The organism is Butyrivibrio proteoclasticus, assembly GCF_900115735.1.
Lineage (GTDB): Bacteria > Bacillota > Clostridia > Lachnospirales > Lachnospiraceae > Butyrivibrio > Butyrivibrio proteoclasticus_B.
In genome coordinates this window covers 96,135-119,288 of sequence record NZ_FOXO01000011.1, presented here as the reverse complement: position 1 = coordinate 119,288, position 23,154 = coordinate 96,135, and the positions used below count along the sequence as shown (strand labels likewise).

20 protein-coding genes are annotated in these 23,154 nt (G+C 36.2%); all 20 read right to left on the bottom strand.

Annotated elements, in window-relative coordinates; genetic code table 11:
• Positions 1 to 30: 30 nt before the first annotated feature.
• On the bottom strand, positions 31 to 1,446 hold the full coding sequence (locus tag BM146_RS08810; RefSeq protein WP_074887448.1) for a GGDEF domain-containing protein: 1,416 nt from the start codon (positions 1,444 to 1,446) through the stop codon (positions 31 to 33).
• A gap of 53 nt (positions 1,447 to 1,499) precedes the next feature.
• Entirely contained in the window at positions 1,500 to 2,135 is a 636-nt protein-coding gene (locus BM146_RS08805) for a cytidylate kinase-like family protein (RefSeq protein ID WP_074887444.1), read from the bottom strand.
• Between the two features lie 37 nt (positions 2,136 to 2,172).
• Positions 2,173 to 3,105 (bottom strand): RluA family pseudouridine synthase, encoded by a 933-nt coding sequence (locus tag BM146_RS08800; protein ID WP_074887441.1) that lies wholly within the window; start codon positions 3,103 to 3,105, stop codon positions 2,173 to 2,175.
• Positions 3,105 to 3,644, bottom strand: a complete 540-nt coding sequence (gene lspA, locus BM146_RS08795) for a signal peptidase II (RefSeq protein WP_074887483.1) — start codon at positions 3,642 to 3,644, stop codon at positions 3,105 to 3,107. Before lspA ends, BM146_RS08800 begins: the two co-directional genes overlap by 1 nt.
• 10 nt (positions 3,645 to 3,654) lie before the next feature.
• Positions 3,655 to 4,755, bottom strand: coding sequence for a 3-dehydroquinate synthase (aroB, locus tag BM146_RS08790; protein WP_074887438.1), 1,101 nt, complete (start codon positions 4,753 to 4,755; stop codon positions 3,655 to 3,657).
• A gap of 65 nt (positions 4,756 to 4,820) precedes the next feature.
• Positions 4,821 to 5,345: a cell division protein SepF gene (locus tag BM146_RS08785; protein WP_074887436.1), complete on the bottom strand. Its 525-nt coding sequence runs from the start codon at positions 5,343 to 5,345 to the stop codon at positions 4,821 to 4,823.
• Positions 5,346 to 5,448: 103 nt separating this feature from the next.
• A complete protein-coding gene (locus tag BM146_RS08780) occupies positions 5,449 to 7,065 on the bottom strand; it encodes an HlyD family efflux transporter periplasmic adaptor subunit (RefSeq protein ID WP_177201628.1) in 1,617 nt (538 codons plus the stop codon).
• Between the two features lie 75 nt (positions 7,066 to 7,140).
• On the bottom strand, positions 7,141 to 7,560 hold the full coding sequence (locus tag BM146_RS08775; RefSeq protein ID WP_074887433.1) for a twitching motility protein PilT: 420 nt from the start codon (positions 7,558 to 7,560) through the stop codon (positions 7,141 to 7,143).
• Positions 7,561 to 7,633: 73 nt separating this feature from the next.
• On the bottom strand, positions 7,634 to 8,593 hold the full coding sequence (locus BM146_RS08770) for a D-alanyl-D-alanine carboxypeptidase family protein (RefSeq protein WP_074887431.1): 960 nt from the start codon (positions 8,591 to 8,593) through the stop codon (positions 7,634 to 7,636).
• Positions 8,577 to 8,972, bottom strand: coding sequence for a methylglyoxal synthase (mgsA, locus tag BM146_RS08765; RefSeq protein WP_074887428.1), 396 nt, complete (start codon positions 8,970 to 8,972; stop codon positions 8,577 to 8,579). Before mgsA ends, BM146_RS08770 begins: the two co-directional genes overlap by 17 nt.
• 5 nt (positions 8,973 to 8,977) lie before the next feature.
• Positions 8,978 to 10,102 carry an FtsW/RodA/SpoVE family cell cycle protein gene (locus tag BM146_RS08760; protein WP_143087454.1) on the bottom strand — a complete coding sequence of 375 codons (1,125 nt, stop codon included), beginning with the start codon at positions 10,100 to 10,102 and terminating at the stop codon, positions 8,978 to 8,980.
• A 10-nt stretch (positions 10,103 to 10,112) separates the two neighbouring features.
• Positions 10,113 to 13,001: a penicillin-binding transpeptidase domain-containing protein gene (locus BM146_RS08755; RefSeq protein WP_242949371.1), complete on the bottom strand. Its 2,889-nt coding sequence runs from the start codon at positions 12,999 to 13,001 to the stop codon at positions 10,113 to 10,115.
• The gene (mreD, locus tag BM146_RS08750; RefSeq protein WP_177201627.1) at positions 12,964 to 13,488 is read right to left on the bottom strand and encodes a rod shape-determining protein MreD; all 525 of its coding nucleotides are present in this window, start codon (positions 13,486 to 13,488) and stop codon (positions 12,964 to 12,966) included. Before mreD ends, BM146_RS08755 begins: the two co-directional genes overlap by 38 nt.
• 8 nt (positions 13,489 to 13,496) lie before the next feature.
• Entirely contained in the window at positions 13,497 to 14,366 is an 870-nt protein-coding gene (mreC, locus tag BM146_RS08745) for a rod shape-determining protein MreC (RefSeq protein ID WP_074887419.1), read from the bottom strand.
• The gene (gene mreB / locus BM146_RS08740; protein ID WP_074887416.1) at positions 14,367 to 15,371 is read right to left on the bottom strand and encodes a rod shape-determining protein; all 1,005 of its coding nucleotides are present in this window, start codon (positions 15,369 to 15,371) and stop codon (positions 14,367 to 14,369) included.
• A gap of 9 nt (positions 15,372 to 15,380) precedes the next feature.
• Positions 15,381 to 16,118: a RadC family protein gene (radC, locus tag BM146_RS08735; protein WP_242949370.1), complete on the bottom strand. Its 738-nt coding sequence runs from the start codon at positions 16,116 to 16,118 to the stop codon at positions 15,381 to 15,383.
• A gap of 55 nt (positions 16,119 to 16,173) precedes the next feature.
• Positions 16,174 to 17,463, bottom strand: a complete 1,290-nt coding sequence (locus BM146_RS08730; RefSeq protein WP_074887413.1) for a methionine gamma-lyase family protein — start codon at positions 17,461 to 17,463, stop codon at positions 16,174 to 16,176.
• Entirely contained in the window at positions 17,447 to 18,388 is a 942-nt protein-coding gene (gene miaA / locus BM146_RS08725) for a tRNA (adenosine(37)-N6)-dimethylallyltransferase MiaA (protein WP_074887410.1), read from the bottom strand. Before miaA ends, BM146_RS08730 begins: the two co-directional genes overlap by 17 nt.
• Positions 18,385 to 20,412: a DNA mismatch repair endonuclease MutL gene (gene mutL / locus BM146_RS08720; protein ID WP_074887406.1), complete on the bottom strand. Its 2,028-nt coding sequence runs from the start codon at positions 20,410 to 20,412 to the stop codon at positions 18,385 to 18,387. Before mutL ends, miaA begins: the two co-directional genes overlap by 4 nt.
• Positions 20,413 to 23,091 (bottom strand): DNA mismatch repair protein MutS, encoded by a 2,679-nt coding sequence (gene mutS, locus BM146_RS08715; protein WP_242949369.1) that lies wholly within the window; start codon positions 23,089 to 23,091, stop codon positions 20,413 to 20,415.
• Positions 23,092 to 23,154: the final 63 nt, after the last annotated feature.

Sequence of the window (23,154 nt, the reverse complement as noted above, 5' to 3'; positions counted from 1 at the left end):
AAAAAAGTATGCATTTTTGAGAAAAACGCCTCATCCTCGCATCTCCTTTCCTATTGATTTGTAATAGATCTCTTTATTCCTATACATTTCCTCCTCAGCAAGTTTAATTATTGTTAAAAGTTTCTTATCAGGTGTTGCCATGGCAAGGCCACTTGCAACATGATAATTTTCTTTTTCAATATCATCAAGAACCCTTCTAAGGTCCTTTCTTACAGCCTGCTCATCCCTCTCATACCTGAATGCAACAAATTCGTCGCCGCCAATCCTGTAGGTGTTATTTTCGCCAAATTCTGCGCTGATAATGGATGCTATGGTTTTTAGCATATTATCGCCTGCAACATGACCTTGTGTATTATTTAACTCATGAAGACCATTTACGTCAAAGTAAATACAAGCCATTCCATCAGTTCCCTGTTGAAGATGCTGGCAAAAATATTCATACCTGTTTCTATTCTGAAGGCCTGTAAGAGCATCCATATTGGCTCTTCTTTCCATACCTTTAAGGGATCCGGTAGTAATATGGATAATGTAAAAGAAATAAATAATAAGAGAAATAGCCTCTGCGGCAATAAGCAGGTATAAGCCTATATGCATTGGCCTTACTGCCTCAAACACATATTTTTCAGGAACGCTAAGAACCATCTCCCAATTAGCTATTGTCATTGGCAGATAGCAATAATACATTATTTCATTTGTCGAATAGTCCCGGGCAATAGCATAGCCACTTTTTCCATTTTTTATATTCTCATCAAGAGTTTTCCCTGTACTTATTGCAAGGAGTTTTAGAGTTGATTCATCAAAAAAGGTATTGACACGGTTTTGGCCATCTATAAGGAACTTTCCTGTATCTCTTTCTATGATGGATATAATGCCATGCCCTCCATAAACTTCAGGAGCCCATGCATCAATAATACTTGAGGGTGTTGTTGTACCATAGATAAATGCTATTGTTTTGTCTTCTTTTCTTATGGGAACAAAGCTTCTTATATCAAGAAGTGATGGTATTTCAAGATCTCGTTGAAGCGTGGAAATATGTTCTCCTTTTTCAAGCACTAAGTCAAAATCCAGTATTCCTGTTGCATCAATATCTTTTCCTGAAATTCTGATTACTTCATTTTGGGACGTAAGAATAGCCGCTTCTGAAATATTTGAATTGACATAATAGATATTTAAATATCTGGTAACACCTAGGGAATGTAACGATTCTCCGGACTCGGAGATGATTTTAGAAATAAGCCGTAACATATTACGGTCCGCACGAAACTCACCCTCGATGGAACTAATGGCTTCATCGGTGGATTTTTTTAGTTCTAAATAACTTTGGTCTCTAGTATAATTTTTTACATAGACAACGTAGACAGTAGAATACAGGAACACGATCAGCATAAGAATGAGTGTAGCAATCAGGCTTCGTGTTCTAAATCTTTCCTGCGCACGCTTCCACATGGCTAATCCTCCATGAAAGGCCTGACAATTAAGCCAGGCCTTCTATAGGTGAATCAAAGTTTCTTGGAAAGCTCATAGTCTTCAATATACTGAGTAATAAATTTCACGGTACCATCGATACCGAGAATGCTTGAGTTGATGCAAAGGTCATAGCTGTCAGCTCTGCCCCATTTTTTGGATGAATAATAATTATAATAACTTTGACGTTGTTTATCCTTTTTATTCATCATATCTTTTGCCTTATCATCTGTTGTGATGTCCTCAAAGCGCTCTTTAATACGCTTTATCTTGCACTCTTCATCAGCCGTGATAAAAAGATTAAGAACATTTGGAAAATCAGACAATGCATAATCTGCACATCTACCAACAATAACGCAAGGACCTTCCTGAGCAATCTTTTTGATAGTATCAAACTGCGCCAAAAATACTTTATGGCTGATTGGCATATCAACAAAACTTGAAGAATTATATCCAAATGAATATGTGTCCATTACAAGGTTATAAAGAAAAGAATTTGTAGGACGCTCATCATGATTCTGAATCATCTCCTCACAAAAGCCACTCTCTTTTGCCGCTCTAGAAAGAAGCTCCTTGTCATAACACTTAATCCCGAAATGATTTGCAACCATTTCTCCTATTTCTCTTCCGCCTGATCCGAATTGTCTTCCAATAGTGATTATAGTATTCATAAAATCATCACCCCTTTCCCCTTTTTCTTATTTTACCTTATTTAAGAACATTGAGCAAATGTGAAAAATACTCAGGTAGCGGCGCATCCGTTTCTATATACTCTTCTGTTGTAGGATGTATAAAACCAAGAGTTTTTGCATGCAGACATTGACCATCTAATTTGAATCTGCTTTTTCTGTTTCCCGCATATACTTCATCGCCCAAAAGAGGATGTCCTATATAAGACATGTGAACACGAATTTGATGGGTTCTTCCTGTTTCAAGCCTGCATTCTATATAAGTCATATTGTCTTCCTCAAATCGCTTCAAAACACGAAAATGAGTAATTGCTTCTTTGCCGCCATTTGTAACTACAGCCATCTTTTTTCTATCACTGGGACTTCTGCCAATAAGCGTTTTGATTGTTCCCTCATCCTCTTTGATAACGCCGTAGCATATAGCGTGATAAACCCTGTTTATTGAATGTTCTTTTAGCTGTAAAGCAATATTCTGATGGGCATTATCATTTTTACAGATAATAACTGAACCGGTAGTATCTTTATCTATCCTGTGAACAATTCCAGGTCGCATAACGCCATTAATACCTGATAAATTATCATGGCAGTGATACATAACAGCATTTACAAGTGTATCTTTGTAATGACCTGCAGCAGGATGTACAACCATATCTTTGGGCTTATTAACAACCAGCACATCATTATCTTCATAGAGTATATCCAGCGGAATATCCTGTGGTAATATTTCAGGAATCTCAGCAGGTGGTATCTCCATTTTTATATAATCATTTTCGGATATGGAAAAACTGGCCTTTACATTTTTACCATTGCAAAAGACCTTTTTATCATCTATAAGTTTTTTTATGTAAGTGCGAGAAAAAGAAGGGCTAAGCTCAGATAAAAGCTTATCTATTCTTAACCCCTCATATTCATCACTTACAACATATTCAAATAATTTGTTTGCAGTATCCATTATTTTTCCCTGAATTTCTTTTGCTGATTAAAGCTAAGGAAATTGAAATCATTCTCTTTGTAGTAAAAAAGAAAGAGAATCACAAACAAAAACGTTGCAACAGTAACATATATATCTGCTACGTTAAATATCGGAAAATTAATGATAACAAAATAGATGAAATCAACAACATAATCGTTGCGAACTCTGTCAATCATGTTCCCTGCAGCACCACTGGCTATCAATACGAGCAAGATGTGCATAATATTGTATTTTTTATCATCCGGCATCCTGAAAAGCACATAAGCTATAATAAAAAGTATCATTACAGCAACCAGGATAAAGAAAACTTTTTGATTCTGCAAAAGACCAAATGCAGCGCCACTGTTTTTTAAGAAGTTAAGTTCTAATACACCTTTAACGATATTAATTGCAGGCTTATCTTCCAAATGAATAACTGCCAGATATTTTGTAAACTGGTCTAAAAAAACCAAAAGTATTATCATCAAAAAATCAACCAGTAAAAAAATCTTTTTCTTTTTAGATAAATTTGTATTCATAAATAACTTATCAGTCTCCATTCTCAACGTAGATAATCTCTTTTAAAGCAGCATCCATCTCATCTTCTGTAACTGTAGTATCAATAAATGCTTTTCCAATCTTTTTAAGAAGAATAAACTTAATCTTATCACCATCAGCTTTTTTGTCTGATTTTGTAAGTTTTATTACATCAGAAGGCTCAAGGTCTTCTACAGATATTGGAAGATTAAATGGAACAAACATATCTCTTATTTCATAATATTCTTCCATAGCAATCAGCTCTTTTTTCCATGAGATAAATGCTGCCGCAATACAGCCCAAAGCTACGCATTCGCCATGAGTTAACGAAAATCCTTTTGCCTTTTCAATTGCATGTCCAAGTGTATGCCCAAAATTAAGAAGAGCTCTGTCTCCCTTTTCTGTAGGATCTTTTTCAACGACAGCTTTTTTTATTTCACAGCTTCTTTTTACCATCTCAAGAACAACATCTGCATCCTTATCTTCAATCTCATACATATTCTCAATAAGCCATGTATAGAAAGAAGCGTCTTTGATAAGGCCGTGTTTCATAACTTCAGCAAATCCTGAAGCATACTGCCTGCCGCTTAAGGAATTAAGTGTAGAAATATTCATATAAACAAGTCTGGGCATATGAAAAGCGCCTACCATATTTTTATACTCGTCAAAATCAACTCCTGTCTTACCACCAATACTACTGTCTGTCTGTGCCAAAAGAGTTGTAGGAATCTGAATAAAATCAATTCCCCTAAGATATGTAGCTGAGGCAAATCCGGCCATATCACCGACTACACCGCCACCAAGTGCAACAACAAGGTCATGTCTGTCAAAATGACTATCGATCAAAACTTTATATATTTTCTCAATTTCTTTAAGATTCTTATTCTCTTCACCTGCAGGGATTGCATAAGTTAATACCTTATCTGAAACCTTTGAAAGCTCACCCTCAACATCCTTAGCATAGAGCTTCTCAACATTACTGTCAGTAATAATGGCTATTTTCCTGCCCTCAAAACCAAGCTCTCTAACTTTATCACTAAGGCCCCCAAAATCCTTTTCAAACATAATTTCATAACATGGCTTCCCACCATAGTTAACAACTAAACTTTCCATTCCTAGTACCCTCTATTCTTCTAAACAAAAATTAAGCTGCTGCGAATGCAGCAGCTTTTTAAACATTAATCAATTTGATGAGGTCCCTCTGGTATTCCATTCCCAAAGCCACTCAAAATATTTTGGAAATCGCCTGAAATATCAACTGATGCAGGTGTAATAATGAAGATATATCTTGATATCTTTTGAAGGTTACCTGAAATTGCAAAAGTAGAACCAGAAGTAAAATCAATGATTCTCTGCGCAATATCCATGTCAAGCCCCTCTAAATTAAGCACTACAGTACGATTAGCCAAGAGCGTTTCTGTAATCTCCCTGGCATCCTCAACAGATGTAGGTTTAATCACGCAAACTTCCATTCCGGCAGCTGATAAAGCCTTTTTTGATCTGGAAGGAACAACTTTAGGCGCTGATTTCTTTGGTTTATCCTCGGAAACATCTATAGTAGGATCATCCTTGCCTATTGGAGACTGATTATTTATAGACTCACCTTTAGATCCACCATCATAATAGGTATCGTCCTCGTCATAATAACCATCTTCATCCCCATTAAGCTGAATTGCTTTTAAGAATTTATCCATTACATTCATTTTATCTAATGCTCCTCACAATTATTTTCCCAACAAAATCACATATAATATTATCGTAGTTTTACGTAATATGTCAAATTTATATGATGTTTTTGCTAAATTTTTACATCCCATCTGAGACTGCTTCAGATGAATTATCCGATGCGCCTTTTGATGATTCTGTAGATGAACTTTCAGATGAAGACTCTTGGACATCTTCAACCAGTGTTTCTGACGAAAACTCTGTTGATGCATCATCACCACTACCATCCAAATCAAGGCTTCCATCAGAAGAACTTTCATTATTATCACTGTTTTCTTCAACAGTAGCTTCTGTATCCACATCAGCTTTGCCTGCATTTTCATCAACAGTAGATGAATCAAGAACAATATAGTCATAGACATTCAATCCATACATAGTGTTGGATCGAACGATTGCATACTCATCATTCTGATACAGAATCTTGACCTGTCTAAAATCTGCATAACCCTTATTAATGTTATAAACGCCAATAAGAGTATCAGTCTTACTGACTGTATACCGTTCATTAGAATCAGGTTTTATCAGAGTATCCCCTGCCCTCAAAGTGTCCGTATCAATATAATACTCAGTATCTGTTTCATTGTATACTGCCAGAGTAACGAACTCAGTTGTTGCGTTACCCTGCTCGTCATATTTCTCTCTTAATACGCCTGAAGTATTGTCATTATTATTAATCAGATAAGCCTTTGGTATAAGGAAAAAGCTTTTATTTACAATGGAGGAATTCGGAATCTTCAGTCCTGTTTCATCCTCTGTGATAAGCTCAACATTTAAAAATCTGTCTCTACAAAATGTGATCATAGAATTGGTAAATGTGAGTTGCACAAAACTTTCGCCATCAACATTTGTGTAGGTAGTTACTTTCCCCCAGGATTCATCCTGGTTTTTAATAAATCTTACTTTAATATATTCAAGATCTTCAAATTCTTGCAATCTTTCAGGATCCTGCTCATTTATAATAATGGACCATTCTTCGCTTGTACAAAGTTTGTATACAGGATCTCCTGGTTTTACAAGTGTATTATTGATAAGCTGCGTTTTTTCATATTTCTTTTGATCAAGCTTATCTAAAGTCATCGTTTCAAGCGTCAGATCTTCATAGCCATCAATGGAATAAACTACAATCCCTGTATCAGGAGCGTTTTTATATACAATTGATGAAAGCGTTCCTCTATTTGAATTAAGAGACTGGATATTCTGTAAAATACTACTATTTGATAACTTTTGTACAGTTCCGTCTATGCTGACTTTAAAATCATATACAGTGTAAAAATTCTGAGGATCAAATGATGAATCAAAATTTACAATCTGACTTCGTAATTCAGATAAATCCTCATCTCCAAGAGCGACTTCTTCAGAACCCTGGGATTTAAGATACTCAAGAAGCTGTCCTGATTCATCAACTGTATAAACCAGGTTACCTACTGCAACTCTTCCGCCCTCTGTTGCAAAATAATTTACGTAACCGGCATTATCACTTGTTATAACTTTTTCTGTACGTATTGCCACTGCATCATAGATATTATTAGTTGAAAGAGCTCCCTCTTTGACCTGATATCCGACCATATGATCCCTTCGCATATAAGTAACAACACTGATAATGATATATATAGCCATTACAGAAAAGAAAATCATTCCAATGTTTATATTATTTATATTGCCCGGATATTTTGTTACTCGGCTGTTCCTCTTAGCCATTGTCCTAACCTTTTATACTTTTTCACAATATATAAGCCGCGGAAAGCCCGCGGCCTATATACATATACTTTAAAATTAAAGCGAAATTACAACCTTGGATTTAACATTTTCTGGAAGTTCTGATTCATCCATTGATACACTTAAAATGAAATCAATATTGAACTTCTCAGAAAGCTTTTCGAGTTTTTCAATAGTATCTGTTATGTCCTTACCTTCTAGACAAGAGATATTTAAAAATCCATCAAAATACATCTGTTGGAGATCGTGGTCCTGAGAAATAATACCACTTACGAATCCGATAAACTCATCAGAATTTGAAATCATAAACTCTGGAACTACAATAAGTCTGATCTTATTGTTTAATTCATACATGTGCTTGGTGTTCTTATCAAGAAATACTACGCTTCCGAGTACATTCTTAACCTCGGTATTAACCTTGTCCAATAAACATTTTGTCTTTCCTTTACCCTTTTTCCCAACAATTAACTGAACCATCGGCATACCCTCCTGCTAGTTAGAATTTAAATTCTTGTACTAATTATAGAATATTACATGTTAAAAAACAACTCTATTTAGTTATTTCTCCAAGCAATGATGACATATCTGAGTAAAGTGTGCCACTGTCTGTATCACGCATAATAACTGCAATGTAAGGACTTCCATTTGTATCCCTTGCAAGTAGAATAAGGCAATGCCCTGCAGCTGTTGTCGTACCTGTTTTACCACCAATAACAGTCACCCCCATAGGAGCTGACTGACTTCCTGAAAGATATGCATTAGTAGTAGATACTGATACCTCTATGGAATTACCGGAAGAATCGAGATAATTTGTGCTATATTCAGTCATGTTTATTATTTCACTGAATGCTTCATATTCCATTGCAGCATTAAAAATCAGATACATATCGTATGCTGTTACATAGTGATCTTCATCAGTTAATCCGTGAGGATTTGTAAAATGAGAATTAGTAGCACCAATTGCAAGAGCTTCCTTGTTCATTAAATCAGCAAACCCTTCGATTGAACCACCAATATTTGTTGCGATAAGATTTGCAACATCATTTGCAGAATAAATTAGAAGAATCCTAAGCGCCTGATCAAGAGTAAGTCTGTCACCCTCTTTAAGATTAACCTTTTGTGCCCCACTCTCGTTCACATATACATTGTTATCTGCTACGAGAACCTGATCAAGTTTACCATATTTTAAAGCAACAAGCGCCGTCATTACCTTTGTCAGACTTGCGGGATGAACTTGAATATTAACATTTTTTGCGTATAATGTTTCCCTATTATTAAGGTCAAAAAGCCCAGCGCTGATATTAGAAGAAATTGTATCTTCCTCTCCTGAAATATCACCGTCTGCAACACAAAGTTCTGAAGCAAAAGTTGGGTAAAAAAGAGTTTTTCTGGTATCTTCATCTGATGTTGATACCGAATACTTTGCTGAATATGAAAAGTAAGAACAGCCGGTAAGTCCGATTGTTCCTACTAGAAGACATAATAAAGCTAACTTACTTATACATCTCACGCCACTCAAAATCTCCCCTATCCAATGACTTAAGTAAAAGCTCTGCTGAGGCCAGATTAGTGGCAACAGGAATATTATGCATATCACAAAGTGACATGATATTACTGATATCAGGTTCATGAGATTTTACAGTAAGCGGATCTCTTAAAAAGATCACAAGGTCGATTTCATTGTGCTCGATAGCTGCACCAAGCTGCTGAGCTCCTCCAAGATGTCCTGCAAGATATTTGTGAATTGAAAGATTTGTTACTTCTTCAACAAGTCTGCCCGTTGTTCCAGTAGCATAAAGATCATTTTTACTAAGGATACCTCTATAAGCTATGCAAAAATTCTGCATAAGTTTCTTTTTAGCATCATGTGCAATTAAAGCTATATTCATATACTTTAACCTCTCCCCAAAATATATTTATTTCCTTGAAGTCTGACATTAAGCACAAAACCAATGCCAACATAAACACTTAAAAGTGACGTCAGACCGGCACTAACAAAAGGAAGTGGAAGTCCTGTATTTGGCAGAACTCCGGTTGCAACTCCCATATTTATAATACCCTGAAAACCAATCCAGCCGCCAACACCTGCGGCAATAACCTCTCCGGCCTTATCTTTGGCTCTCATGGAAACCATAAAGCACTCTACAGCAATTCCAAGAATTAAAATCACAACAATACAAGCCCCAATAAAACCAAACTCCTCACCAATAACAGTGAAAATAAAGTCTGTCTGGGATTCTGAAATAAATCCGCCATTTAGAACAGAGCTTATCTCATTTGTGTTGTAACCTTTGCCGTAAAGCTGCCCTGAACCTATAGCCATCATAGAATTAAGTGTCTGATAAGCTTCTGAATTAGCATACTCTTCAGGATGCAACCAGGCAAGAATTCTTCGCTGCTGATAATCCTTAAGAATACTGCTGTCTTCCTGAACAGCATTATAAATAACAAATAATACTGACGGAATGGAAACTGATAAAACAACGGCCACTAATTTCCAGTTTACTCCTGCTACAAATATCATAGATGAAAATATCATCATGACCATAATGCAGGTAGAAAGGTCAGGCTGTTTAAAAATAAGCCCTAAAGGAAGTGCAAGTAGCGCCAAACAAATCATCACAAAGCTTATGGTTTTAACTTTGTCTTTATATTTCATGATAAACTGAGCATAAAATAAAATCAATAAAATTTTGGCTGCCTCTGATGGCTGGAACGTTATCCCAAACAGATTTATCCATCTTTGAGCACCGTTTGTACTACTTCCCAAAGGTGATAAAACCAGCCCCAAAAGAGCTACATTCAATATGTAAAACGGAATATATAATTTTATCAGAACAGAATAATCAAGCAGTGATATAAACACCATCAAAACCACACCAAAAACCATACCAGCTGTCTGCTTAGAGACATATGATGGGTTGGCAGAACTGATGGCCATTATTCCAAATATTGTAAGACTCATTACCATTATGACCAGAGGAAAGTCATAATCCATTATCTTGTATTTCTTTAACATTTCTCCTCCATTAGTCAGCGTTGGTAGCGCCATCCTGAAGTTCTCTTGCTGTACCTGAAAGAATATCATCCTCGTCTCTAAGCTCAAAATAATATGCCAGAGCTTCTTTAGTGATCTGAGCCGCATAACTGGATGTATAACCATAGGCAATTCTTGTTGCTATGGCAATTTCAGGTTGTTCATATGGAGCATAACAAATAAAAAGTGAATGGTTAGGTCTGCTCTTTGATTCCTGAGCTGTACCTGTCTTACCTGCTACATTAACTCCCAGATTTGCATAATATGATTTATCTTGTACAACCTGTCTCATACCTAAATGAATAGCATTCCAATAAGACTGAGGCATATCAATTGTATTTCTGACAGAAGCACTATATTCTTCAAGCAGATTACCATTTGAGTCAGTTGTTTTGTCTATAAGAGAAAGGTTATAGCAAGTGCCGCTGTTAGCTATAGTCGTTACATATCTTGCAAGTCCAATAGTGGTATATGAATGACTACCCTGACCAATTGCTGAACGCACGGCATCCTGATCAGAAACTGACGGTTCTGATTCAGCAATTTCTATACCGGACTTTTCTGTCAAGCCATACATATCAGCATATTTTGCCAGTTTTTCAAGACCTGTCTCTGAGGAATAAGAGTTTCCTAAAAGGCCAAGTCTGTATCCAACTTCATAAAAAAATACGTTACAAGAATTGCGGATACCACCTGAAACATTTAAATTACCATGTCCACTTGGGTAAATCCAACATCTCGGTGGATGATCAAGCTTATCAAAAATACCACCGCAAAAGATTGTGGAATCCGTTGTAATAACACCTTCTGTAAGTCCAGCTGTTGCCGAAACAATCTTAAATGTTGAACCTGGAGCCGTCTTCTGCTGTGTAGCATAGTTGTACAAAGGATTTGAATTATCACTTCTGAGCTTTGCATAATACTCAGCATCAACTCCATTGGCCATCTTATTGTTGTCATATCCTGGATATGAAACAATAGCCAGCACATCACCTGAATTAACATCAGTAACCACCATTGATCCTGTACATGGATCAAGAGCAAGCTGAGCAGGCGTAATATCGAGATTGGATATCCTGTTTGTCATAAAGGAATAAGCAGTTTCTCCTCCTCTATCCCATATTCCCTGTTCTTCATCAGATAAAGTAACTTTGCCCTGTTCAAGAAGCAGATTACAAACCTGTGTGCCGCTGATAGTGCCTTCCAATAAAAGATATTTATAAAGTCTTGTCTGGAAATCATAATCAGAAGACAATTCATTGATAGTATAGTCTACAATTTGCGCAAAGATTTCTTCAGAATCAGCATACTGATTATCAATACTTAGCTTTGAAACATCAATCCAGTTCATTGCTATGGCATATTTTAAATACTCTGTAAGTGAAATTGTCTCATCTGTAGTCCATGCAACATATACATCATCTTCTTTATCAACAAGTGAAGAATTGATAACACCATCAGAATAAAGCATTGCTGCAATATGGCTCATATACCACTGATATTCACTGGTAAGTGCATTATATGGTGTTTTTGTTACTTCAAATTCTTCTCTTAAATTTGCAAGAACAGATGCATTCTTTGAAATAAAAGCTTCATATACAGCTCTTTCAGTATCTTTTGCATCATCTTCAGCAAAATGAGGAATGTCAACAACATCATTATCAAATATTGCATAATATACATCATATATTGGAATTACAATACTACTTGAACTACTTGTCTCAGTATATGTATATGTTTTTACATTTTGAATTTTTGAAACCAGAATACCCGCAAGTGATTGCTCAATAATATCATAACAGGCTTCTGTCAGGTCTTTATCTATAGTAAGATAGACATCATTTCCGGCAATTGAATCAACATAATTGCTGGTTTCTATTACCTGACCGGTATTGTCAACATAAACTGTTTCAGATCCTTTTGTTCCCTGTAGAACAGATTCCATTGCCTGCTCTATACCGGACTTTCCGACAGTATCGTTAATTCCATAGCTGGAGCTTATTTGCTGGAGTTCAGCAAGCTCATCCTCTGAAACTTTACCCGTATAACCAAGTAAATGCGAAAAATACTGGGAATCAACATACTTTCTTGCTGTGCTTTCCTCAATGGAAACGCCATCAAGCATGCCAAGATTCTCCATTACATCAGCAACCGTTTGATCACTTACATCAGAAGCAACTGTTGTATCGATATATTTCTGATAGCTGTTTGAATCCATATTATAACGAACAGTCAGGATTTTAAGTGCTCTGTCATTGGTGTAACCTCTACGAGCCACGAAAGAAGATGAAACACCCGGGGTTTCGTACTCCCCAACTCCAAACTTTTTACACAGATCATCAATTACATTTTCCGGTGTTTTAGTTTTTTCTTCGTATTTAAGATCATTGACTGATGTATGTCCATAAACATCGGCCAAAAATCTTAAAAGTGAATTACCGGTTACTTTAAATTCATATTCATTACTTTCATTAAGTACTATATTAAAATCCTGATCAACCGTATCACCATTTTCTTCGATAATATCGATAAGTGAATTTAATGTCTGATTGATTGCCGCATTTTTGCCTGATCCAGACTTATATACATCTTCTATTGTGACAGAGTTGGCAAGCTCATTATAAGCAAGAAGATTACCATTTCTGTCATAAATATTACCTCTGGCTGCAGCTATAGTCTTCTCTTTTTTAATTCTGAGTTTAAATGTATCAAGGTAGTATTCGCCATTAATAACCTGTAGCGAAAAAAGCCTGTATATCATTACACATGCCAAAGTAAACAGAACAAAAGAAACTATGACTGCTCTGGAAGTTATGAATTTAATAATGTTTTCTTTTATTTCATCAAACAAATTTCTTAGCGCTCCTTTGTTCCTTTTCATCAATAATATTATTGATCTTTAGGATGATAGGATAAATAAATATTGCCACTATCGCCGTATAAACCACTTCCGGTATTATTACCGTCTGCATATAATAGCCAATATTAAATTTTGTTCTAAACAAAAACATGAGAATATAACAGACAAAGCCATAAACAAAGTCTGATATCGTTATTACCAAAATCGGGATTGCAACGTTTTGTGAAAAAAAGATAATATGAAGCTTTCCTACAATAAATCCAATATACATGTAGATAAGTGCAAAAAAGCCCAGATATGTTCCAAAGAAAATATCGATTAGAAGGCCACAAAAAAAGCCGGTTAAAAGTCCCGCTTTATCTCCTTTGATGAATGCAGTAGAAGAAGTCATTATCATAAGGATATTGGGCGCTATGCCACCAAAATCAAGAGCCCTGAAAAGCGTAGTCTGTAAAATAAACGAAACTATTATAAATATGAAGTTTACAAGTATACGCCTAATATTCATAAAAAATCTTAATTTCCGCCATTATTCTTGACTTGTAATATTACAAGTACTTCATTCATATGTTCAAAGTCTACTGCAGGAGAAAGAGTTCCTGACTTGGTAAGATTATTTGAATCATCTTCCAAAGTAGATATATATCCGATTAAAATTCCAGGAAGGTACTTGTCACTGATATTAGAAGTCACTATCTTATCGCCGATGCTAACTTTGTCTGCATCATCCACAAGTTTTGAAAAACTTATATATCCACTTCTGTAAAGCTCCAAATCGCCTGTGACAATAAGATTGTCAGAAGAAGAAAGAACCATTCCACTCACTGCTGAATTATCAGCAATAATAGACTGAACCTTTGCCCAATCCGGTCCCACATCAATAACTCTTCCAACAAGTCCTGCTCCGGCAATAACGTTCATATCAATAGTAATTCCGTCATCAGAACCCTTATCAATAACAAAAGAATAATACCAGTTGCCGGCATCTTTTGCGATTATTCTGGCTCCTGTCTTAGGATAATCATTATATTTGGAATCAAGCTCATACAATTCCCTAAGTTCAGTAAGTTCATACTTTTCCTGCTCGAGATTCGTATTCGCAATAGTAAGTTCGTCAATCTGATTTTTTAGTTGTTCATTTTCATCAAGAAGCTGTGTTATAGATGCAAGCTTATCTGTTTTCTCTTTAATATAACTTGAGCAGATAGTTATTCCCTTTTGAAATGGTACAACAAAAATACCTGCAAACGAATTCAATGGACCCGTAAACAGATTAGTATTAAATGTAATTACAATTAACGCTGTACATAGAATTGTCAAAATAAAGAGGAGATATTTACTTGGAAGGGTAAATTCTTCTCCTCTTTGCCTTATGATGGGACTCATTTATCTATCCTCTTCGATTCCATATGCAAGAGGTTTGTACTGATCATCTTTAATAATCTTAGCAAGTCCAAGAGCACCTGAACCAATTGGATTCTCTGCAAGGTTCACATTAAGACCTACGCCATTGCTAAGTCTCTGTGCAAGATGGCAAACCTGTGAAGCACCACCTGTAAGATATAAGCCATGCTTAAAAATATCAGCAGCAAGTTCTGGTGGTGTTTTCTCAAGAGTAGCTTTAACATTATCAAGAATAACATCAAAGTTCTCAACAAGCGCCTGATTAAGAAGATCGATAGGTATCTTTCTTTCAACAGGAAGACCTGTAACGATATCTCTGCCATAAACAACAGCATCCTTGCCTTCTTTTTCAAGCTCTTTTAATGAAATCTTAACACTTTCAGATGTCTTTTCACCGATTAAAAGGCCAAATTCCTTACGGATAACATTTCTTATAGATTCATCAAATTTTTTGCCGCCGACCTTAATAAGCTTACTTACAACGATACCGCGAAGAGATAATATCGAAATCTCTGTAGTGTCATATCCAACATTCACAACTAAGACACCCTGAGAGTTCATAACGTCAACATTCATACCAAGTCCGTCAGCAAGAGGTTTTTTAACCATCATGATCTTTTTAGCCTTAATTCCTGCATCATTTATCAGATCATGGAAAGCTCTCCTTTCAACTTCTGTAACATCCTTAGGTACAGCAATATAAACATCACAAGGCTTAACACTGCCCTTCATCTGATCCGTTATAAAAAGTTTAACAAGGGTTTCCATATGTTCAATATCCGCAATAACACCGCTGTTAAGCGGATATGATATCTTAATCTTGTCAGGAGCCTTCTCATACATCTCATATGCAGAATTTCCGTAAGCGAAGATATTTGTCTTATTCTCAATAGCAATCATGTTCTTTTCTACTGTAAGACTGTCTTCATCTCTGTTAAAGATTTTGATATTGCTGGTTCCAAGATCAATTCCAAAAATATTAGCCATTTCTTCTCCTTATTGCCATAAAAGCCCTTTTTCACTAAAGCTGTAATATGACTGATTTCCTATAATAATATGATCTATAAGCCTGATATCAAGCATAATGCCTGATTCGCTGATCTTTTTGGTAAGTTCCGCATCAGCCCTTGAAGGAGTTGGATCCCCGCTGGGATGATTATGTAAAAGAATTACAAAAGATGCTCCACTTTTAAGCGCATGTGTAAAAATATCTCTTGGAGACACCAAAGCTGAATTGACTGTTCCTATGGATAAAACAGTTTCGTTTAAAAGCTTATGCTTGTTATTTAAACAAAGAAGTATCGCTTTTTCACGCTCTTCATGTCTCATCTTTTCCATATATAAGAGTGCAATCTGCTTCGGAGAATCAAAAAAAGTACCACTAAAAGAGCTCTGAACAGACATTCTCTTGGCGAGTTCCGTAAGACATTTAAGTTTAACAGCCTTAACTTCACCAATACCGTGTATACTTTTTAGCTCATCGACTGTCAGAGAAAATAGACCGTTTAGTCCTCTTTCTTTGCCATTGGATAAACATAAAACCTTGTGAGCAATCTCAATAGGAGAATTCTCACCACTGCCTGTACGAATAATGATTGCAAGAAGCTCTGCATCTGTAAGACTCTCTGGTCCCGCACTTAAAAAGCGTTCATAAGGAAGCATTTCTTTATATGCATCGCTACCAAATATCTTTTTATTAATTGTATTCATCTCAACCTTTCTGACATAACGCAATGCGCCGCTTCTCCAGACGATCAGAAAAGTACAAAATGGTACAGCTAATAGTTTATCACAAAGATACCATTTTTACATCATAAAGCTTTTGCAAAGTCTTTAAAATACCATATTTAGCATGAGGCCATGTAAGTCCCCCCTGGAAAAATACTGAATATGGCTCTTTAATAGGCCCATCTGCTGAAAGCTCGATAGATGAGCCTGATACAAACGCACCTGCAGCCATGATAACCTGTGCATCATAACCAGGCATATCCCAAGGCTCTGGTGTAACAAAAGAATCAACAGGTGCTGCCGCCTGAATTCCCTCACAAAAAGCAATAACTCCCTCAGGTTTTCCAAATGTAACTGCCTGAATGATATCAAATCTGTCCTCACTACCATTTGGGCAAACTTCAAAGCCAAGCTTTTCGTAGATATTTGCTGCAAAAATCGCTCCCTTTAAAGCTGAAGCTGTTACGATAGGGGCAAGGAAAAACCCCTGATAAAATTGAGGAAGGATTCCCAGAGAAGCTCCTACTTCCTTACCAAGTCCGGGAGAAGTAAGTCTGAAAGCTGCATTTTCAACGCACTCTTTTTTACCTGCAATATATCCGCCTATTGGTGCAAGTCCGCCACCGGGATTTTTGATAAGTGAACCAACAACCATGTCTGCTCCAAGATCTGTAGGTTCAATTCTTTCAACAAACTCACCATAGCAGTTATCTACCATACAAAGTACATCCTTTTTAATGCCCTTGATAAAGCTTATGAGTTCTCCAATCCTCTCTACAGAAAGTGTAGGTCTAGTCTGATATCCTTTTGATCTCTGAATAGTGACAAGCTTTATATTGTCGTTTTCAAGCAATACCTTTTTGATATTCTCAAAATCAAAACTTCCATCCGGTAGAAGATCAACCTGTGAATATGAAACACCATACTCAGCAAGTGAACCTTTTGAAGGTCTTATCCCAATAACTTCTTCCAAAGTATCGTATGGTTTTCCCACAGGAGAAAAAAGCATATCTCCAGGGCGAAGGTTACTCATAAGAGCAAGTGCAAGTGCATGTGTCCCACATGTAATCTGCGGTCTTACAAGAGCATCCTCTGCATGAAAAACTGATGCATAGACTGCTTCAAGTTTTTCTCTTCCTATGTCGTTGTAGCCGTAACCTGTAGTGCCAAGAAGACAGGCTTCACTAACCTTGTTATCCTGCATCGCTTTAAGAACTTTAAGCTGATTATATTCAGCAGTTTCATCTATAGCCTTAAATCTTGGCTCAAGTTCCTTTAAAATCTTTTCACCAAATTCATAAACTTCCTTGGAAATACCAAGGTTTTCATACATATTACTGTTCATTTCCATAAATCCTAAGCATCTCTTTCAATATTATATCTTCATCATGGCCGAAAGCTGCTTTATCCAACCATATGACATTTTTTTCACGTCTAAACCATGTCAACTGCCTTTTTGCAAAGTGTCTTGTGTTAAGCTTTATCAGATAAACAGCTCTATCAAGGTCATACTCACCATTTAAATATCCGATCATTTCCCTATAGCCAAGACTTTGCATTGAGGTAGCAGTCATAGGAATATCCATCTTAACAAGTTCTCTGACTTCCTGCTCAAGTCCATCAGATATCATTTTATCGACACGAGCGTCTATGCGTGAGTATAACGTTTTTCTATCATCTGTCAATACAAAATATGTAAAGTCATAGGGAGAATTGTTGTTACTCTGTTCTTTATTGTGCTCTGATATTTTCTTTCCTGTTTTTTTATAATACTCCAAAGCTCTTATAACACGCTTTGAATTATTTTCATGAATTATCTCAGCTGACTGGGGATCAACCTTTTTCAGTTCTTCAAAAAGTTCATGCCCTTCACCATTTTCTGCTCTTTTTTCAAGTTCTTTCCTGTAAGAATCATCCTCATCAGTCTCTGTAAAATCAATATCACGAAGGACTGCCTGAATATAAAATCCTGTACCTCCCACAAGAATCGGGACTTTGCCTCTTAAGGAAATGTCTTCTATAGCTTCTTTTACAAGCTTTTGGAACATAAAAACATTAAAATCTTCCTTGGGATCAAGAAAATCAATAAGATGGTGCTTCACGCCTCCCATTTTTTCAGTAGATATTTTATCAGTTCCGATATTCATGTATTTATAAACCTGCATAGAATCAGCGGAGATTATCTCTCCGCCAATAGCTTTTGCAAGTTCAATTGATAATTTGGATTTGCCAACAGCAGTTGGCCCTGTTAATACAACAAGCTTTTGCTTACTCATTCCACTACTCGCTTAAATTTCTTATCAATCTCATACTTGGACATAGATATAATTGTTGGTCTTCCATGAGGACAATTATAAGGATTTTCCAAAGTCAAAAGTTCGTCAAGAAGTGCCTCAAGTTCAGCCCTTGACATTTTTGTATTACCCTTAACTGAAGCTTTGCATGCCATACTTGCAATTTTATAATTTATAACGTCAGGAGTCCTGTCAAGATTTGTCTCATGTGAAAGCTCATCAAGAATCTCAATAAACATGTCTTTCTCATTATCACAACCGAAAAGATCAATCGGAATTGCTCTCATGGCATATTCATGTCCACCAAAGTTCTCAATATTAAATCCAAGTTTTTCAAAATACTGTCTATACTTAAGAAACAATTCTTCTTCAGAAGCTGAAAGAGAAATAATTACAGGAGGATTTACCATCTGCGAAAGCTGTTCTCCTGATTTATATCTTTTCATCATACGCTCATAGTTGACTTTTTCGTGAGCAGCATGTTGATCCATAAGAAAAATCTTATCCTTAAAGCCTATTATCCAATATGTTCCAAAGATTTGACCGATTATATCATATTCTTTTACATTGTCTCTGCTTAGCACTTTTTCATCAAAAAGATTAAGCTGAACAGGCTTTTCAACTATAATAGCCTCATCCTGTTTGATTATAGGTGATGATCTATATGAATCTTTTGCTTTTGAACCAGCAGAATCACCAAATATTCTGGTCCAGACTGCAGACTTATTTGAATCCTCAATCTTTATAGGTTCTGCCTTTATACCTGTTGCATATATCGGCTCATCTTCCTTTAATTTATTCTCTTCGAACCTTACTTTTTCAAAAGGCTGTGGAGCATTGTATTTCTGCGGTTTTTCAGTTTTCCTACTGCCATCATTATCATCATCAAAATTACTGATAATTTCCGGCTCCTTATTAGTACTCTTCAAAACATCCTGAACATTTTTGTCATGATTTAACGCTTCATCTTTTTTCTTTACAGGTTCATCTTCTCCAAGAAGTGCATCCGGTATCATTTCATGGCTTCGAAGCGTGTTTTCCACGTGCGTTTTGATAAAGTCATAAAGCGCAGGCTGATTGCCAAATCTAACTTCAAGTTTGGCTGGATGAACATTAACATCTACCATAGAAGGATCCAGACGAAGATGTAGCACGGCGAAAGGGAACTTATGCATCATAAGATATTGCTTATAGCCTTCTTCCAAAGCCTTGGACATCACCTTATCTTTTACATATCTTCCATTTACAAAAAAGATTTCAAAATTCCTGTTCGATCTGTTTATGGAAGGTTCGCCCAAATACCCCTCAAGAGTATAACCATTATCTGAAACATTTATAGGAACAAGACTTACAGAAATATCTCTCCCGTAGATCCTGTAGATTATCTCCTTCAGATCACCGTTTCCTGTTGTAGAGAATTTATCCTCTTTATTATTTATGTAGTGAAAAGAAACTGTTGGGTTATCAAGAGCAAGATGCTCCATGACATCTCCAACATAACTTCCTTCAGTCTGAGGAGTTTTAAGGAACTTTTTCCTTGCAGGAGTATTGTAAAAAAGATTTCTAACAATAAGAGAAGTCCCATCCGGAGCTCCGATTTCTTCAAAAGAAATCTCTTCTCCTCCATTTATTGTATACCTGGTACCGGTAAGATCATCTGCTGTTTTGGTGATCATATCAACCTGCGCAACAGATGAAATACTAGAGAGTGCTTCACCTCTAAAGCCGAGTGAATGAATGGTATAAAGGTCATCTATACAAGTAAGTTTACTTGTAGCATGTCTCTTAAAAGCTTTACGAATCTGACTTTTCTCTATTCCACTGCCGTTATCTGTCACGCGAATCATATCGATTCCGCCACCTTTTATCTCAACAGTAACTGCATTCGCCCCACTGTCGATAGCATTTTCAACAAGTTCTTTTACTACACTTGCAGGCCTTTCTACAACTTCTCCTGCAGCAATCTGATCTATGGTATTTTTATCAAGTTCATTTATGAAAGCCATTTAGTTTTTCCACCTGTTTTTCAAATCACTTTGAAGCTTATAAAGTGTGTTAAGCGCATCCATTGGAGTAAGAGTTGTTATATCAATTTCCTGAAGCCTCTTTAATACATCCTCGTCGGTAACAGTATCAAAAAGAGTCATCTGATCTATATCTACATCATCATAGTGCTGAACTTTGACTTTTTTATCACTTTTGGATTCTTTGGCAATACTCTGCACCTTTTCAGTAATATCATTGTCAGTAAGTTCAGTGACTATTTCTTTCGCTCTGTCAATTACCATGTCAGGCACGCCTGCAAGCTTGGCAACCTGAATACCATAGCTCTTATCTGCACCACCTTTTATAATTTTACGTAAAAAAACAATATCATCACCATTTTCCTTGACTGCAATGCAATAGTTATTGACATTATCCATCTTACCTTCAAGCTCTGTAAGTTCATGATAATGGGTTGCAAACAAAGTCTTTGCACCAAGTATCTTTCTGTTGCTTATATGCTCTATAACAGCCCAGGCAATTGCAAGTCCGTCATATGTTGAGGTTCCACGTCCTATCTCATCAAGGATAAGAAGTGAATCCGGTGTTGCATTCCTAAGAATGTTTGCAACCTCATTCATCTCAACCATAAATGTAGACTGACCGCTACCAAGATCATCAGAAGCTCCAACTCTTGTAAATATCCTGTCTACAACGCATATATCCGCTTTATCTGCAGGTACAAAACAGCCAATCTGTGCCATCAACACAATTAATGCTGTCTGCCTCATATATGTTGACTTACCTGCCATGTTAGGCCCTGTAATGATTGAAATACAGTTCTTTTTATTGTCAAGATATGTGTCATTTGATATGAACATATCTGATGAATCAAGCATTCTCTCAACAACAGGATGTCTTCCATTTTTAATATTTATTATCCCTTTTTCATTGATTGAAGGCTTTATATATCTGTTTTTCTCAGCTACATAAGCAAGAGACGCATATACATCCAAAAGAGCTATAGATTTTGCCGTACTCTGTATCCTATTTATTTCAAGTGCTATAGAATCTCTTATTTTGCAGAACATATCATACTCAAGATTGTTGAGCTTGTCCTGTGCATTCAGAATGGTATCCTCAAGTTCTTTTAATTTAGGCGTAGTATATCGCTCGCAATTAGTAAGAGTCTGCTTTCTAATAAAGTAATCGGGAACCTTATCCTTAAATGAGTTAGTAACTTCAAAGGAATAGCCAAACACATTGCTGTACTTGATCCTAAGGTTCTTTATTCCGGTTTTTTCTTTTTCTTCTTCTTCAAGTTGTGAAAGCCATACTTTTCCATTGGTTCCGGCTTCCCTAAAATGATCAATATCTGCATCAAAACCATCTTTTATGATTCCACTCTCTTTAATAGCAAGCGGTGGTTCTTCAACAATTGCACTATCAATAAGATCATGTATATCACTTAAAGTATCAAGTCTTTCAGTAAGTTTCTTTATTTCAGGATCATCCTGAATGTCCAAAAGAGCTGTTTTGATCGCAGGTATCATCTTGATAGAATTCCTGAATGCTAAAAGATCTCTTGGATTAGCCGTTTTGAAAATAATTTTGGACATCAGTCTTTCAAGATCGTATACAGGATTTAAGTACTCTCTTATCTCTTCCCTTGTCACAACATTCTTTAAAAGGGTATCTACCGCCCCCTGTCTCAAAAGAATCTCATCCTTTTCAATAAGCGGCTGCTCAATAAAGCTTCTTAATGTTCTTGCTCCCATTGCAGTTTTTGTTTTATCAAGAACCCAAAGGAGCGTCCCTCTTTTCTGCTTGTCTCTCATAGTTTCAACAAGTTCAAGATTCCTCCTTGTAGAACTGTCAAGAAGCATATACTTACTTGTTAGATACGGATATATGTGTGTAATGTTTGATATATCCGATTTTTGCATATCTGTTAAATATTGTAACAGTGAACCGGCAGCAACTATTCCATTAGGAAAATCATCTATACCAAGACCGATAAGTGAAGAAACTTTAAAATGCTTTAAAAGAAGTTTCTTACAGGAATCTTCATCATAGTATCTTGAGTCCAAAGGATTTACAAAAATCTGAAGTCTGTTCTTTAGATCATTTATATCAATTCCGGAAAATGTAAAGGCCTCATTACAGATGATCTCAGATGGCATATATTTTACGATTTCATCATTGCAGGCCCTTAAATTATCAACCTCTGTAAGATAATAATCACCTGTGGTCACATCCGCTATGGATATTCCAATGTTGTCAGGAGAATAAAGAACACTCATAATATAATTGTTCTTTGTTTCCTCAAGGGACTGCATATTAAGATTCGTTCCCGGTGTGACTATTCTTGTTACATCTCTCTTTACTATTCCCTTTGCAAGTTTAGGATCTTCGGTCTGCTCACAAATTGCAACCTTATAGCCCCTTGAAACAAGCTTTGTAAGGTAAGAATCAACTGCATGAAAAGGAACTCCGCACATTGGAGCTCTCTCCTCAAGACCACAGGCTTTTCCTGTAAGAGTAAGCTCCAATTCTTTTGAAGCTATCTGCGCATCATCAAAAAAGAGTTCGTAGAAATCACCTAATCTGTAAAATAGAATACAATCTTTATATTCAGCTTTCGTCTGAAGATAATGCTGCATCATAGGTGAAACTTTTGCAATATCTATACTTTCAAACATGGTAGTGTTCTCCACGTTTATATCCCCATTTCTATTTTATGTTGTGCAATGTAACGCAATGAT